This is a genomic window from Gracilibacillus massiliensis, assembly GCF_001458115.1.
GTDB classification, from domain to species: Bacteria; Bacillota; Bacilli; order Bacillales; family Amphibacillaceae; genus Gracilibacillus; species Gracilibacillus massiliensis.
On record NZ_CZRP01000013.1, the window covers coordinates 1,226,875 to 1,241,781 of the forward strand.

16 protein-coding genes are annotated in these 14,907 nt (G+C 36.8%); 7 read left to right on the top strand and 9 right to left on the bottom strand.

From position 1 onward, the window contains the following. Positions 1-20 precede the first annotated feature (20 nt). The 3 genes from BN3107_RS17595 to BN3107_RS17605 are packed head-to-tail and all read right to left on the bottom strand — an operon-like array spanning position 21 to position 3,182. Positions 21-1,004, bottom strand: coding sequence for a Gfo/Idh/MocA family protein (locus tag BN3107_RS17595; protein ID WP_058308923.1), 984 nt, complete (start codon positions 1,002-1,004; stop codon positions 21-23). Between the two features lie 18 nt (positions 1,005-1,022). Continuing rightward, positions 1,023-2,360 carry an MATE family efflux transporter gene (locus BN3107_RS17600; protein ID WP_058308924.1) on the bottom strand — a complete coding sequence of 446 codons (1,338 nt, stop codon included), beginning with the start codon at positions 2,358-2,360 and terminating at the stop codon, positions 1,023-1,025. A gap of 12 nt (positions 2,361-2,372) precedes the next feature. Beyond that, positions 2,373-3,182 carry a glycosyltransferase family 2 protein gene (locus tag BN3107_RS17605; protein WP_058308925.1) on the bottom strand — a complete coding sequence of 270 codons (810 nt, stop codon included), beginning with the start codon at positions 3,180-3,182 and terminating at the stop codon, positions 2,373-2,375. Positions 3,183-3,497: 315 nt separating this feature from the next. Here BN3107_RS17605 and fbpA point away from each other — a divergent pair, with 315 nt between their 5' ends. After that, a complete protein-coding gene (gene fbpA / locus BN3107_RS17610; protein WP_058308926.1) occupies positions 3,498-3,722 on the top strand; it encodes a Fur-regulated basic protein FbpA in 225 nt (74 codons plus the stop codon). A gap of 76 nt (positions 3,723-3,798) precedes the next feature. Here fbpA and BN3107_RS17615 read toward each other — a convergent pair whose 3' ends face one another. Then, positions 3,799-4,125, bottom strand: coding sequence for a MerR family transcriptional regulator (locus BN3107_RS17615; protein ID WP_058308927.1), 327 nt, complete (start codon positions 4,123-4,125; stop codon positions 3,799-3,801). Between the two features lie 196 nt (positions 4,126-4,321). Between BN3107_RS17615 and BN3107_RS17620 the strand changes: the two genes are divergently transcribed. After that, entirely contained in the window at positions 4,322-4,618 is a 297-nt protein-coding gene (locus BN3107_RS17620; RefSeq protein WP_231735388.1) for a HesB/YadR/YfhF family protein, read from the top strand. Positions 4,619-4,684: 66 nt separating this feature from the next. Here BN3107_RS17620 and BN3107_RS17625 read toward each other — a convergent pair whose 3' ends face one another. The 3 genes from BN3107_RS17625 to BN3107_RS17635 all read right to left on the bottom strand — a co-directional run bounded on the left by BN3107_RS17625 (position 4,685) and on the right by BN3107_RS17635 (position 8,267). Beyond that, positions 4,685-5,845: a family 43 glycosylhydrolase gene (locus BN3107_RS17625; protein WP_058308929.1), complete on the bottom strand. Its 1,161-nt coding sequence runs from the start codon at positions 5,843-5,845 to the stop codon at positions 4,685-4,687. A gap of 761 nt (positions 5,846-6,606) precedes the next feature. After that, complete coding sequence (locus tag BN3107_RS17630) at positions 6,607-7,773, bottom strand: aminotransferase (protein ID WP_058308930.1); 1,167 nt, start codon at positions 7,771-7,773, stop codon at positions 6,607-6,609. After that, positions 7,770-8,267 carry an Lrp/AsnC family transcriptional regulator gene (locus tag BN3107_RS17635; RefSeq protein ID WP_058308931.1) on the bottom strand — a complete coding sequence of 166 codons (498 nt, stop codon included), beginning with the start codon at positions 8,265-8,267 and terminating at the stop codon, positions 7,770-7,772. The genes BN3107_RS17630 and BN3107_RS17635 overlap by 4 nt, the downstream gene beginning before the upstream one ends. A 233-nt stretch (positions 8,268-8,500) precedes the next feature. Here BN3107_RS17635 and BN3107_RS17640 point away from each other — a divergent pair, with 233 nt between their 5' ends. The 3 genes from BN3107_RS17640 to BN3107_RS17650 all read left to right on the top strand — a co-directional run bounded on the left by BN3107_RS17640 (position 8,501) and on the right by BN3107_RS17650 (position 10,292). After that, the gene (locus BN3107_RS17640; RefSeq protein WP_187371042.1) at positions 8,501-9,109 is read left to right on the top strand and encodes a class I SAM-dependent methyltransferase; all 609 of its coding nucleotides are present in this window, start codon (positions 8,501-8,503) and stop codon (positions 9,107-9,109) included. Continuing rightward, positions 9,090-9,926, top strand: a complete 837-nt coding sequence (locus tag BN3107_RS17645; protein WP_058308933.1) for a DUF2268 domain-containing protein — start codon at positions 9,090-9,092, stop codon at positions 9,924-9,926. The genes BN3107_RS17640 and BN3107_RS17645 overlap by 20 nt, the downstream gene beginning before the upstream one ends. Before the next feature lie 105 nt (positions 9,927-10,031). Then, positions 10,032-10,292, top strand: a complete 261-nt coding sequence (locus BN3107_RS17650; RefSeq protein ID WP_058308934.1) for a hypothetical protein — start codon at positions 10,032-10,034, stop codon at positions 10,290-10,292. Between the two features lie 136 nt (positions 10,293-10,428). Here BN3107_RS17650 and BN3107_RS17655 read toward each other — a convergent pair whose 3' ends face one another. Continuing rightward, entirely contained in the window at positions 10,429-10,788 is a 360-nt protein-coding gene (locus BN3107_RS17655) for a hypothetical protein (RefSeq protein ID WP_058308935.1), read from the bottom strand. A gap of 154 nt (positions 10,789-10,942) precedes the next feature. Between BN3107_RS17655 and BN3107_RS17660 the strand changes: the two genes are divergently transcribed. Together BN3107_RS17660 and gdhA are read left to right on the top strand one after the other, a co-directional pair. Continuing rightward, complete coding sequence (locus tag BN3107_RS17660) at positions 10,943-12,220, top strand: MFS transporter (protein WP_058308936.1); 1,278 nt, start codon at positions 10,943-10,945, stop codon at positions 12,218-12,220. Between the two features lie 168 nt (positions 12,221-12,388). Continuing rightward, positions 12,389-13,750 carry an NADP-specific glutamate dehydrogenase gene (gdhA, locus tag BN3107_RS17665; RefSeq protein ID WP_058308937.1) on the top strand — a complete coding sequence of 454 codons (1,362 nt, stop codon included), beginning with the start codon at positions 12,389-12,391 and terminating at the stop codon, positions 13,748-13,750. A 65-nt stretch (positions 13,751-13,815) separates the two neighbouring features. Here gdhA and BN3107_RS17670 read toward each other — a convergent pair whose 3' ends face one another. Further along, the gene (locus tag BN3107_RS17670) at positions 13,816-14,808 is read right to left on the bottom strand and encodes an EAL domain-containing protein (protein ID WP_058308938.1); all 993 of its coding nucleotides are present in this window, start codon (positions 14,806-14,808) and stop codon (positions 13,816-13,818) included. Positions 14,809-14,907: the final 99 nt, after the last annotated feature.

Genomic DNA, 14,907 nt, shown 5'->3' on the forward strand with positions numbered 1-14,907 from the left:
TATGTACGAAACAGATTTTTTTATTCGACAATTTCACTAATAGGAACTGCTCTTTTTTCGGTAACGGACTTCTCTGCAGCAAGGGCTACTTTGAAGGAGCGCCACCCCTCCTCATAATCGGAAAGAATTTTTGAACGATCACCTGTCTCTACAGCATGAATAAATGCTTTTGATTCACTTAAATAAGGATTTTTCTTTGCGATAAAACGTTCTACTTTATCCACCTTTTTCATTTCTAAATGACCCATTTTCCATTCGATCATACTTGTGTCTGTATAAACCTGAATGCCAACATCTCCTAATCCATCTGGCATCACAGAGGTATTGCTTATTTGCACAATCAGACCATTCTCTAATGTTAAAATAAATAGTCCGACGTCTGCCACGGTAACGGAAGGATCAGCTTTTGCGGTTACTGCATTTACTTCTTGGGCATAAACAGATTGAATCTCCCCAAATAAATACCGTATTAAATCCACGATATGTGTCGTCTGTTCATTAAACTGTCCTCCGGATTGCTCTTGGTTTTTCCACCAATAAACCCCAGGCATCGACCCCATCCATTTTCCGGAAACGGCTCCGACTTTCTGTTCTTTTAACAATTCTTTGAATGTAGCGATAATATCTGCATAACGAAAATGATAGCCAACAGATGTCAGGTGATTAGTATCTTTTACTTTCTGTTTGATCTCACGCACAGTTTCTTCCTTCACCCCTAAAGGTTTTTCCACTAAAAACGGAATATTGTGCTCAATTAATATCTCCTCATAATTTTCATGTCCCATTGGTGGCACACAAATATATACAGCATCTAATTGTTCACGTGTTATCATCACTTCCAGACTATCATATCCTGATGCTTCGGGATATTGTTGTGCAAATGCATCTGCTTTTTTTTGACTCGAACCAACAAACCCCACCACGTGAACATTATCCAATTCACTTAAAATGTTGACGTGATGTCTGGTAAATCCACCTGTTCCAATAAAACCAACCTTAACCATTTCTTTCACTCCCTCGTATTAATCCGAAAAAATTTTCTTCTCACGCCACTTGCCATATCGATAATATAAAAACGCTATCACACTACTTAACATAAAGCTTACACCAATTCCATAAGCAATTCCATCTTCACCCATTAGCTCAGAAAAAAGATATGCCAGCGGATAACGAAGTAGCCAAAACGAGATCAAATTTAGGATGAGCACTTGATACATCGCACCTGATGCACGGACAATTCCATTTAACACAAAGTTGATGCCCAGAAACGGATAAAAGAATGCGATGATAAGTAGATATTGCGCACCGAATTGTACTGCTGCTTGTTCTTGAATAAATAATTGAATGCCAAAGTCGGCAAACAAGACTATAAGGCCCGCAAAAACAAGCATTACCACCGTGTTATATAGCACACCGTATGTGGCTATTTTTTTAACACGTTGCCACTGACCAACACCAATATTTTGTCCTGCCATACTGTTTACCGTCGCACCTAATGCGTGCGCTGGCAATAAGAATAAGCTATCTAATCGTTGGGCGGCACTATATCCAGCTACAGCTGCTTCCCCATGTGAAGTAACGACACTTATGATAGCTGCAGCCCCAGCAGAAATCACCGCCATCTGCAATCCGGAAGGGATGCCGAGATTTAATATTAACTTCACTTCACTCCAAGCAGGCAATGTTGGCCACTTTATTGGAATTAGTTGTTTACGAATAACAAAAACCATACCATATATAAATGAAAAGCCTTGTGACAAGATAGTTGCTATTGCTGCACCTTGTACACCAAGTTCAAAAACCGAAATGAATAATGGATCCAATACAATATTTAATAAGACAGCAATCGCAACAAATTTTAGAGGTGTCTTACTATCACCTACAGCCCGTAAAGCTGTGCTAATAAAGTTATAGCCTACTAAAAATATAATACCAGCTGCATTGATCCTTAAGTAAATAACTGCATCTGTCATCATTGCTTCCGGTGTACCTAATAAGGCAAGCACGGCAGGAGCAAATAAAAACCCTAAAATCCCCATCATCACCGCTAAAACAGATAAAGTAACAACAAAAGCATTTACATAGGTTTGTACTCCTTGTTCATTGCCTTTACCTTTTTGTTGAGATAGCACAGTTAATGTGGTATTATTCATCCCGATAATAAAAGATAATATCGTAAATATCACCGTTCCTGATACTGCTACAGATCCTAGTGCATTTGCTCCTATTAAGTTTCCGACCCATAGGCTATCGATAAATTGATAGGACACTTGCAATAATTGCGCAAACATAATCGGTGAGGAGAAATAAAATAAATCCTTCCATATGCTTCCTTGTGTAAAATCACGCTGTCTTCTCAACAAAAGCTCCCCCTATAGTTGTAAACGAGACTGTGGCATGTCACCAGTCCAAAGTCGTTCACTTTCTGCTTCTCGTTCTTTAATATCAGGCTCCTCTAATAATAAATAGAAATTCTTGGTTGGCAGGTGACCTAATTGATGTTTCTCCGATAAACGATCTAAATAATACCTCATTTGATCCAATTTCTTAGATTGATTATTTCCAGACTCAGAAAATTCATAGAGAACACTTGCTATTGGTACTCGCTGGATTCGGTGATTTTTTGCAACTCTTAAAAAGAAATCCCAATCCCAATAATTTCTGACTGTTTCATCAAATTTTCCAATGTCATTATGTATCGACCTTCTATATAAGCTACCGGACGGAACATAGGTGGAGAACGTTCGCATTGCGGTTATGTCAAACGTATACGCAAATAAATGGTGATCGAGAGGTATCCGTCTCTCTTTTGTTTCATGGTAATTAATGATTTCGACATCTGAATAGACAAGGTCATAGCCTTCGATAGCGTTTATCATTTTTTCTAAATGAGTTGGTAAAGGTAAATCATCATCATCCATCAGCATAATATAGTCTCCAGTTGCTTTCTCTAATCCTTTGTTTCTCGCATAGACATGATAATGATTTTCTGACAAGTTGATTAATTTCACTTTTAATTCTGGATATAAATTAATAACATCTTCTACTTTTTCACCAGCATCGTTAACGATAATGACTTCAAAGTATTGATAAGTTTGCTCCACTAAGGCAGCCAATAATTCTGCTAACGCAACTTTTCGATTATACGTTGTAACAATAATGGACACTTTCTCCTGTGACATTTGTAAACACCTCAATAAGATTCAATAAATTGTATGTAAAGTTTATTGACATACGCCATGACAAAGATAAAATGATGGCATATAGTAAAGACATAATCTACTTTACATCCCATCCATACCTTTACTATTCCTACATTATATATCAATCTACTAATTCTCAAAAATCATTCGTTTCTGACTATATTACAAAATCTATACATTTCAGACACACTTTTACTACATTGACATGAAGTCATTTTGTATAACATATAACAAAGATGGTAATACTTTTCATGAATAGTGAAAAACAAGTTTAATTTTTAGGAGGCTAATCATATGGCTTTTTTACGGGAAGCAGTCGAGAAACAAAAAGTTTATTTGATTCAACAGCTGGTGGCAAGTGGTGTAGTGGATAAGGATGATCAAGAGCTTTACAACAAACCTATCAGTGAGATTGTACACGACTATGAAAAATTTTGTCTGGAATTCGAAAAACAAAATGCACTCAAATTCACTCGATATAACCCACAACCAAAAGAAGAGAAGCCTGACTTCCATTAGGCTTCTCTTTCATTTGAATTAAGTAAATTATAATCAGCATCGCTAATAAAAATATAGCGTATAAAAAAACATACGATTATCTTTCCTTTTGAATACCAAATCTTGCGTTGATTTCGCCTCGCAATAACTGTTTTCGCATTTTTTTCTCTTTTCTTTTCTCCGCTCGAATCATATCCTGTCTTATTTCAAACGTTTGAACCCCTTCTTCACGCTTATTCGCAATATCTATGAGTAGTTCAACATCTGCAAAGGAATATTTTCTATTACCTTTTGGTGATCGTTCTGGATATACAAGTTTTCTCTCTTCGTAATAGCGAATTTGACGTTCAGATAAACCAGTTAATTCACTGACAACTCCAATCGTAATAACCTTTCTCTCCTTGTATGACGGACCTTCTGTCATATGATACACCACCTAAATTCGTTTACCGTTGTAATATGACCTTACTAGAATTATACATTTCTAAATTGACTTTGAACAAACATTTGTCAGATAATCTTACAATGTTTATGAAGTGAGACTTATCACAGTGATAAAAGGCTTACTGCTAGCATCATGTTCTTGTTTTCGGTACTATAAAAGGAGACACAAAAAGGGGATGAATCAAATGAAAATGTCGATAACCAAACCAGCAGTAAAATGGTTTATCAATGAGCTGGATTTAAAAGAACAAGATTCCATCCGCTTCTTTGCTAGATACGGCGGATTTGGCGGTGTACATAAGGGGTTTTCATTAGCTTTAGAAAAAACAGAACCAAATAATCCAGGAGCAGAGGTTACAGAAGAGGGGATACATTTTTTTGTAGAAGAATCTGACCTATGGTACTTCAACGATATGAACTTCCATATTAAATACTCAAGAAAAATCGATGAGATTGAATATATAATCGAATAACACCAACCTTTCCATACACAAAAAGCCTAGCGCATAATTTATGACACTAGGCTTTTTGATTGATTTTTATTTTAATGTAATCTTTGCTTTTGCTTTATAGTTGGTGAAATCTAATTGGTATCCAGGTTCACCGAAATATGGAAAACCGTCGTTCGTCCAAAACAAGCGTTGGATACGTGCATGGCGATTATGATCATATAACGGGTTTTCTGTATTAAATCCTTTATATGGTCGAGCGTGATAGATGATCAATTCATATCCATTCTCATCCACACTGAAACTATTATGGCCTGGTCCATACTCACTTGTTTGGTCACTTGAAACAAGGACTGGCTCCTTCTCTTTCGTCCAAGAATCAGGATCTAACAAGTCACTATTAATATCAGCATGAAGTAAACCAACTGCATAATTTTCATCTGTGGCACTTGCAGAAAAGGCAATAAAAAGCCTTTTATCATTCTTAATCATCGCAGGTCCTTCATTGACATCAAATCCAATCACTTCCCAGTCTAATTCTGGATTTGAAAGAAATACCTGTTTCTTGATTGTCCATGGGTTTTCCATTTCAGCAATATACAAATTGGAGATTGTATCATTTTCTACCTTTTGCGCCCAGACAAGATAACGCTTGTCATTATGTTCAAATGTGGTAGCATCTAGCGAGAAACTCTGAAATTCCGTATTAACTTGCCCCTTTTCTACCCACTCACCTTCAAGTGGATTTTCAGCTTCACACTCTAAAACATATGGTCGGATAGCCCAAACATCATCTTTATCACCGGCAGCTACATGGACATACCATTTGCCATCAATATAATGAATTTCGGGCGCCCAGATATGTTCCGACATAATTCCTGATTCATGCTTCCACCAAATTACTTTTTCTTCTGCTTCAGGAAGCTCTTCAATTGTTTTTGCTCTTCTTAAAACGACACGATCATACAACGGATAGGAACCAGTAAAGTAATAATATCCATCTGTATGCTTATATAAATAGGGATCTGCTCGTTTTTCAATAAAAGGTTTTGGATAGTCTTTATGAACGATGTCACCTTCTATTTCAATACTTCCTTTTTCCTCTAATTCTTTTTGGTTAACTTGTTCCCAGTTAACATCAAACTCAGCAGAAACGTTATCATCTAATTCAACATTGACACGCTTTGGTAAATCAACTTGGTCATCTTTTGATACTGTAATTTCAACATCGTGTATACGCTTTATTTCCATTGCTGACATCCTCTCTATCTTCTATCCCTCTATTATATACAAGACCACTTGTACTTACAACTACACAATTACACCAATATTATATCGACTTATTCTAACAACTGTGTTTTATGAAAATTTAATCCAGTAAAAAAGATTAACGCGCAATAATGGCAAAGTGCGACACTATTGTAGTGGTAATTATGAGATAATATATGCGCTTTGCAATCGCTCCGGCTTGTCGGCTTCCCTTTCCGCGGGTTTTTCTCCTCAGCTAACTTTTTAAGCAAAGTGCGCTTAAAAAGTGGATCTTCGGATAAAAACATCCCGCAGGAGTGGAAGCCGACGCCTGCGCTTGTTATTGCTTTACAACTGAAGTCAGAATAGAAATGTTGGATTTATTCCATATCGATCATAAATTGGTTCTAGAATTACATATCATTATTAGCAATATAAACATATATTTGTAACAGTCCAAAATGCTAGCATTTGCATTAGTTGTAGAGTTTCACTCAGCGGAGGCGGCCACTTCCACTCCTGTGGGACCGTTTTCCATGAAGATCCACTTTTCCATGCGGTTTTTGCTTGGAAAAGTTAGCTGAATGGAAAACCCCACGGAACGGGAAGTGGGCAAGCCGAAGCGGTTATCACAAACATATAACCTTTCAAAATTACCACCAGAGTTATGTTGCACTTTCCTTCAAACACGCATAAAAATCCAAACGATTCCACTCGTTTGGATTTTTTTAATGATAACATTCGTTTGTTTCAGCTTCTTGTTTTTATTTACAGTGCTTTTGTACAAAACGACTCATTCTTTTCATCGCCTCGTCCAGTTGTTTTATCGATGTAGCATAGGAGCAACGTATATAGCCTTCTCCGCTATCACCAAAAACGTGTCCAGGTACAACTGCCACTCTTTCTTCTTCCAGTAATTTTTGCGCAAATTCTTCGGAACTATAGCCTGTTTCCTTTATCGATGGGAACACATAAAAGGCGCCGCCAGGTAAATGGCACGACAATCCCATTTCATTTAAAGCCTTCACAACAAAATTACGTCTCTGTTTATAACTGGTTTTCATTTCTCTTACACTTTCATTTCCATTACGCAATGCTTCCAATGCACCATGTTGTGCCATAGTAGGTGCACACATCATCGTATATTGATGAATTTTGGTCATTGCTTCGATAATTTCTACAGGTCCTGCTGCATAACCTAAACGCCATCCTGTCATAGCAAACGATTTAGAGAAACCCGATATAACCACCGTACGTTCTATCATGCCCTCCACGGCTGCAATACTCGTTGCCATTTCATCATAAGATAATTCAGCATAAATCTCGTCAGATAACACAAGTAAGTCATGCTTTTTCACTACTTCTGAGATACCAGCTAATTCTCGCTCACTTAATACCGTCCCGGTCGGATTGTTGGGACTGCATAATACAATTGCTTTTGTGCGAGCAGTAATTGCTGCTTCCACTTGCTCTGGTAGTACTTTAAATTCATTTTCTGCGGTTGCACTTACAGTAACTGGCACACCGCCAGCTAACGATACCGCTGGACTATAGGAGACAAAACATGGCTCTACAACGATGACCTCATCCCCTTGATCGATAATAGCTCTTAAAGCTAAATCAATTGCTTGGCTCGCTCCAACAGTCACCAAAAGTTGATTTTCAGGATTATAACGTAACGAAAATGTGTCATATAAGTATTTACTAATTTCTTCTCTTAATTCTAACAATCCTGCATTTGCTGTATAAGCTGTATAACCTTGCTCCAAAGAATGATAACTTGCTTCGATCACATTCCACGGTGTTACAAAGTCCGGTTCACCTACCCCTAATGAGATGACATTTTCCATTTTTGATGCTAAATCAAAGAACTTACGAATTCCTGACGGTTTTAATTCTTCGACATGTTTAGCTAAATAGGAAGTACTCATGGCGTCACCATAATTCTTTTGTCATCGTCGTCATCCTCATCAAAAATAATGCCGTCGTGTTTGTATTTTTTTAAGATAAAGTGGGTAGTGGTCGACAAAACGGTATCTAAAGTGGATAATTTATCTGAAACAAATCGACTAACTTCCATCATTGTTTTTCCTTCCACAGATACACTAAGGTCATATGCACCTGACATTAAATACACAGCTTTTACTTCCGGAAATCTGTAAATACGAGACGCAATCTTATCAAAGCCAACTCCTCTTACAGGTGTTACTTTCACATCTATAAGTGCGGCTACGCCTTCATATTCATAGACGTTGGACCAATCTACTAAAGTGGAATAGCCCAGAATGGTATGGTCTTTTTCTAACTTTTGAATCATTTCTTCCACCATGGCCGGTGGTACATCCAACATTTTACTTATCGTATCTGTATCAATTCGCCCGTTTTTTTCTAATAATTTCAATAATTCAATCTCTTTTTCTTCCAATCCATTCACCTTCTTTAGACATTGTGTATAAACTGTTTACAACTGTTATTTATACTTACTAATACTTAATCATACTACAATTAAACCCAAATAGAAAGCTTTCAAAACAATCTGAAAGGAATGATCCTATGAATCCTTATCATGATCTTTTAACCCAGTTAAGGATAGCCTATGCACATCCAGGCGGAAGGGAGACGACAAAAATTTGGATAGAAAAACTGGATATATCGAACATGAAAACCATATTAGAAGTTGGTTGTGGTGTCGGTGAAACAATTCGGCATTTGCGTTCAAAAACCTCAGCAGGCCTCTATGGCATTGATATATCTTCTGAAATGATTGATATCGCTAAAATTCATACCAAAGATCTCCCTAACGTAAAACTAAAACAAGCCGATGTTACCTCACTACCATTTGCAGCTTCATCATTTGACCTCATCATAGCAGAATCGGTACTTACCTTTACTCAAATAAACGAAAGCATGCTTGAAATAACAAGATGTTTAAAGCCTAATGGAAAGTTTATTCTATTGGAAATGGTGCGCACAGAAGATCTTTCTCCAAAAGCTCAAGATGAAATTAAACATTTTTATCAATCACCAAATCTTTATTCGTTAACAGATTGGAAAAAGTGTTTATCTGACCATCAATTTAAGGACATTGTATTTCATCAAGTAAATAAATCCAGTTCAACTGTTCTGCTTGATCAAACACTAGATGAAACAAGTTTAGATATTTTAAACGAGCATTTGCAATTAAATATCGATTATGAGAAACAATTATTAGCCTATTTAATTACTGCCACAAAGCGAGGGATGCGAGATGACAGTCCACGCTACTGATAAGTGGCTCGAACAACTCATAAAAAGTTTAGACCAAGCAGCTAATCACACGAATAATGAAAAATATCAAATCCATCTTTCTGCTATATGTGATCCCCTGTCCACTTTTTTTTCGGAAGCTAATCAAAAAAATATCCAAGAGCATCTTTTAAGGCACGGACTTTTCTCTCCCGAATCTTCGGCTGCTTTCCTCACCGGTTGGTTAAAAAGAGATTACAATACAAAAGTGAAAAAGCTATATCAAAAATGCAAAGATGCGTGGGAGGGTCCTTCTACAGATATTTTCATATTACCATCAAATGAAGACATTCGAGAATTGAAAACTTGGTTTAATAGTAATGCCGGGCTAAGTTATCCAGATAAATTATTTTTATTTTTATCATCTACTGCTAGCACCAAAGAAATCGCCGCATTGTTTATCCATGAGTATAGCCACACCTGCAGGTTACGCAACTTCCCAAAGAAAGAATTTGACTATACATTATTAGATGCTGTGATATTAGAAGGAATCGCAGAATGGCTCGTGCGAAAGATGGTAGGTAAGTCTTATGGTAATAAACGGATAGAACATTTATCAGATGAGAAGTTAGTTGAACTGTGGGAACGATGGATCATGCCTCATCAAAACATAAAACGCACGAACCATAAACATGACATGCTTATGTACGGGAATAGAGGCATCCCAAAAAACCTCGGTTATGTAATTGGTTATAACATTGTGCTTCGGTACATGGAAAAAAATAAACAACATGCAAAGGAAATATTAAAAACTAAAAATCAACAATTTCTTTCTGCCGCGGATCTTGCTTCAGGCTAAAAATGATGAAAATGTCCGTTGGCACCTGACCATACCTAACTGAGTTTATCGCATAACTTATATAGTAGTAATGCTGTATGGCATTGTATGGAAAGGAGAGTTAAAATGTCGCATTATAATTTTTGTCGCCAGAATGTTGGTCGCCCTGTAAAAATAGTCACTCGCCAAGGAGAAGTTCATAGAGGTGTGATTAGACGTGTTAATCAATCTCAAGTATTTATAGATCCATTTGGACAAAACCGAGGAATGGGTGGCTACGGGATGGGATACTACGGATATAGACCAGGATACAGGTGGGGACTAGGAGTTGGTATCGCACTTGGAGCCATCGCTACTATCGCATTTTTACCATTATTTTTCTGGTAAAAATAAGTGGATGTAGTAATCATTAGATAAGTTTAAGATTGTGCACCGTAAAATTGGCATCATGGAATGTGCGATTAAATTCCATGATGCCTCTTCATTTCATTTAAGAAGTTAACTTTTCCTAGCGTACTAAATCTTAATCATCTAATGCATCCCTATCCATATGTCCGTCTTGTTCCATAATGATTTTTAAGGCTTCTTGATAATCACTTTCCTCTACTTCACATTCCACTGTATATTCGCGGGAACTGTTATCTTTACTTATACCTGCACCCTCATTATCCCTAGTGAAGGCTCCAATAATACCAGCACCTGCACCCCCACCAGAATTTGTAGCGCCATTTCCAGCATACGTTAATGGCGTTAACATTAATGTTCTTCCTGCTTCTGGTAGCTTGTCTACTCGAATATTATTTACCTTAAGTTTATTTAAATCTGCCTTCACCGTTTCCGCGTCGTCTTCCTCTTTAAAGAATGCTTGAATTGCTTTATACATGATCATCATCCTTTCCAATTAATTTATTATCTGATTTTAATGTACCCGTTTTCACTAATATTAAACTTATGTTAAGATTTATTCTTTTTTATAGGATTTTTTGGTCTAGCTCAAGTACAATGAAGTGAGACTGCAATCAAAGGATGGTGTCCCTATGCGAAAGTATACGAAAGAAGAGAATAGTTGGATGATTTATGATTGGGGAAGTTCTGCATTTACCGTGATCATTACCACTGCCATTTTTCCAATATACTATAAAGCACAAGCTACAGAAGCAGGAATAACAGGAGCTAATTCTACCGCATATTTAGGTTATACCATTGCGATTTTTACTTTCATATTAGCAATGCTTGGACCTATTTTAGGTACGATCGCAGATTATCGCGGCCTTAAGAAAAGGTTTTTCATTAGCTTTATGGGACTGGGTATCTTTTCAACCTTTGCTTTAGTGTTTGTACCTGAAGGTCAATGGCTCTTACTACTAATCTTTTTTACATTAGCCTCATTAGGATCGACAGGTGCAAATGTATTCTACGATGCATTTCTAGTCGATGTTACGAAAGACAAGCGCATGAATAGTGTGTCAGCACGCGGGTTTGGTCTTGGATATATTGGTAGTTCGATTCCTTTTGTCTTGAGTATTACGATTATCTTACTAGCTCAACAAGGTTTCTTACCGATTAACAGCACCACCGCAAGTAAGATTGCATTCCTGATTACCTGCTTATGGTGGGCTATCTTTGCAATTCCGATTATAAAAAACGTTCAACAACTACATTATATAGAAAGAGAACCTAAACCAATTAAACAAAGCTTCAAAAGACTGCTCCAAACATTACGAAATATTCGACAATATAAATATCTAACCATCTTCCTGATTGCTTATTTTTTCTACATAGATGGGGTGGGCACTATCATTTCAATGTCTACTGCCTACGGAACAGATGTAGGTTTAAGTTCTACCGTTTTATTAGTGGTTCTATTGGTTACTCAAGTAGTCGCAGCCCCATTTGCTGTTATCTACGGCAAGTTAGCTAATCGATTCTCAGCTAAGGTCATGCTCTATGTTGGGATTAGCGTCTATATGGTCGTTTGTGTATATGGCTATTTTCTAGAAACTGCTATCGATTTTTGGATTATTGCCATGTTAGTTGCTTCTTCACAAGGTGGGATACAAGCTTTAAGTAGATCCTATTTCGCTAAATTAATTCCTAAGCAAAATGCCAATGAATTTTTTGGATTCTACAACATTTTCGGTAAATTCGCTTCCATTACAGGCCCACTCCTATTGGGTGCTACTGCACAAATTACTGGTAAATCGAATGCAGGTATTCTTAGTTTAATTGTATTATTTTTGATTGGTATGGTTATTCTTTATTTTGTACCAAGCGACAAAAAACTTGACGAATACACCCAACCTATCTCAAAATGATATCAATTGCATCTCGTATGAGCATTGTTTAGACCGATTTGATATAATACACTTGAAATTAGCGAAATAATTTTCGCAAAAATTAGACAAGATATAAAGAATAGAACAATTTTGGTGTCACGCTTATGCTTAACTATATAAAAAAAGTAAGGAGAGAACAAATAAGATATGACAAATGCAAATCAAGTAGCTCAAAATTATGTTAACGACGTGTTCGAAACTGTCAAAAAACGTAACCCAGGTGAAAATGAATTCCATCAGGCTGTAAAAGAAATTTTCGATTCTTTAGTTCCTGTATTCGAAAAACAACCAGTCTATATGGAAGAAAACATTCTAGAAAGAATGGTAGAACCAGAACGAATCATTTCTTTCCGTGTACCATGGGTAGATGATGAAGGAAAAGTACAAGTTAACCGCGGTTTCCGTGTACAATTCAACAGTGCAATTGGACCTTACAAAGGTGGTCTTCGTTTCCACCCTTCTGTAAACGCTAGTATTATTAAATTTTTAGGTTTCGAACAAATTTTCAAAAACTCTTTAACTGGCCAACCAATTGGTGGCGGTAAAGGTGGATCTGACTTTGATCCAAAAGGTAAATCTGATGGCGAAATTATGCGTTTCTGCCAGAGCTTTATGAGCGAATTATCGAAACATATCGGACCAGATACGGACGTTCCTGCTGGTGATATCGGTGTTGGCGCTCGCGAAATTGGCTACCTATTTGGTCAATATAAGAAAATGCGCGGCGGAAACCCAGCTGGTGTGTTAACTGGTAAAGGTCTTAACTTCGGCGGAAGCTTGGCTCGTACTGAAGCAACTGGTTTTGGTACTGTATATTTCGTACAAGAAATGTTAAAAGGTAAAGGAGACAGCTTCAAAGGAAAAACTGTCGTTGTTTCAGGTTCTGGTAATGTTTCGACTTACGCGATTCAAAAAGCTACGGAATTAGGTGCAAAAGTTGTTGCATGTAGTGATTCAAGTGGTTATATTTATGATAAAAATGGCATTAACTTAGAAACCGTTAAACGCCTTAAAGAGGTAGAAAGAAAACGTATTAAAGAATATGTTAATGAACATCCAGAAGCTGAATATACTGCTGGATTTGAAGGCATTTGGAATATTCCTTGTGACATTGCACTTCCATGTGCGACACAAAACGAATTAAATGAAGATGCTGCAAAAACATTAGTTGAAAACGGTGTAAAAGCAGTTGGTGAAGGTGCCAACATGCCTTCTACATTAGAAGCAATTGATGTATTCTTAGAAAAAGAAGTATTATTCGGACCAGCAAAAGCTGCTAACGCTGGTGGTGTTGCAGTTTCTGCACTTGAAATGGCTCAGAATAGTGCAAGACTTTCTTGGAAATTTGAAGAAGTGGACGAAAAACTTCAAGAAATCATGGAAGATATTTATAAAAATAGTGTCCAAGCTGCTGAAGAATTTGGTCAGCCTGGAAACTTAGTAGTTGGTGCCAACATCGCTGGTTTCCTTAAAGTAGCAGATGCAATGGTAGCACAAGGTGTCATTTAATATAGCAAAAATATCCCGTTTTCGAAACGGGATATTTTTTATTTATTATTTGTGAACATTTCTTGTTAAATAGCTGCCATTTTTGGTTCAGGCGCAGGTTTTCCAAATAGATAACCTTGAAACAATTGGTAACCTCTTTCTTTTAACCATTCAAAATCCTCATTAGTTTCAACACCTTCAGCTAACGGAACAGATCCTATGTCTTGAGCTACCTTCAATAGACGAGTTGCTTGTTGTTGCTTTTCATCACATTGTGACACTCCTTGAACATACTTCATATCTAGCTTCATATAACGAGGATTTAAATCTTTAAGCATAGATTCTGTACTATAACCTTCACCAACATCATCAAGTGCATAAGAAAAACCCTTACTATCATAGTAATTTAAGATAGATTTCAAATGTTCTACATCATCGACCTGATCTGTTTCCACTACTTCAAACACGAGTGTATCTTGTTTTATTTTTAGTTGCTGCGCTAGCATTGTTGTTGATTTCAGGCAATGCTCCGGTGAATAAATAGAAGTTGGAATAAAATTAATAAATGCTTTGGCATTCTCGATTCGCGCAGCATACTTCACTGCTGTCATTCGGCATAAGCGATCAAGCGCATATAGCCTGCCTCTTAATCGTGCTGCTGAAAAGATCTCGTTTGGAAAAATGATGTTTCCTTCTTTGTCAACAAATCGAGCTAACAATTCATATGCATACACTTTTTTATCGCTGGATATAATCGGCTGATAGTAGGATACCACTTGCTTATTCTTAATCACATCATCAATCCAGTGTGCATTGATTAATTCCTCAAATTCTGTGATCGGTTTCCATGATTGATCTCCTATTCTAAAAAACACCTCATTCGGATTCATATGATCTTGACAAAAATCATGTAAGTCTCGAAGGGCTTCTTCTGATACTGATAAAATATTATTGGATTTTTTCACTTGATAATGAAAATTCAAATAATGATACACTTGATTGATCCATCTCTCCTCATTATCATTTTCAAACATCACATCAATTTCTAACTCTCCAATTACACAGTTCCGGCAGCTCATCGTCCAAAATCACCCTTTATCTCTTAGTTGTAATTATATTTTATCACTTTACTTTAATTTTATCTATGACTTAAGTCCTGCATACAAAAAATATCAACT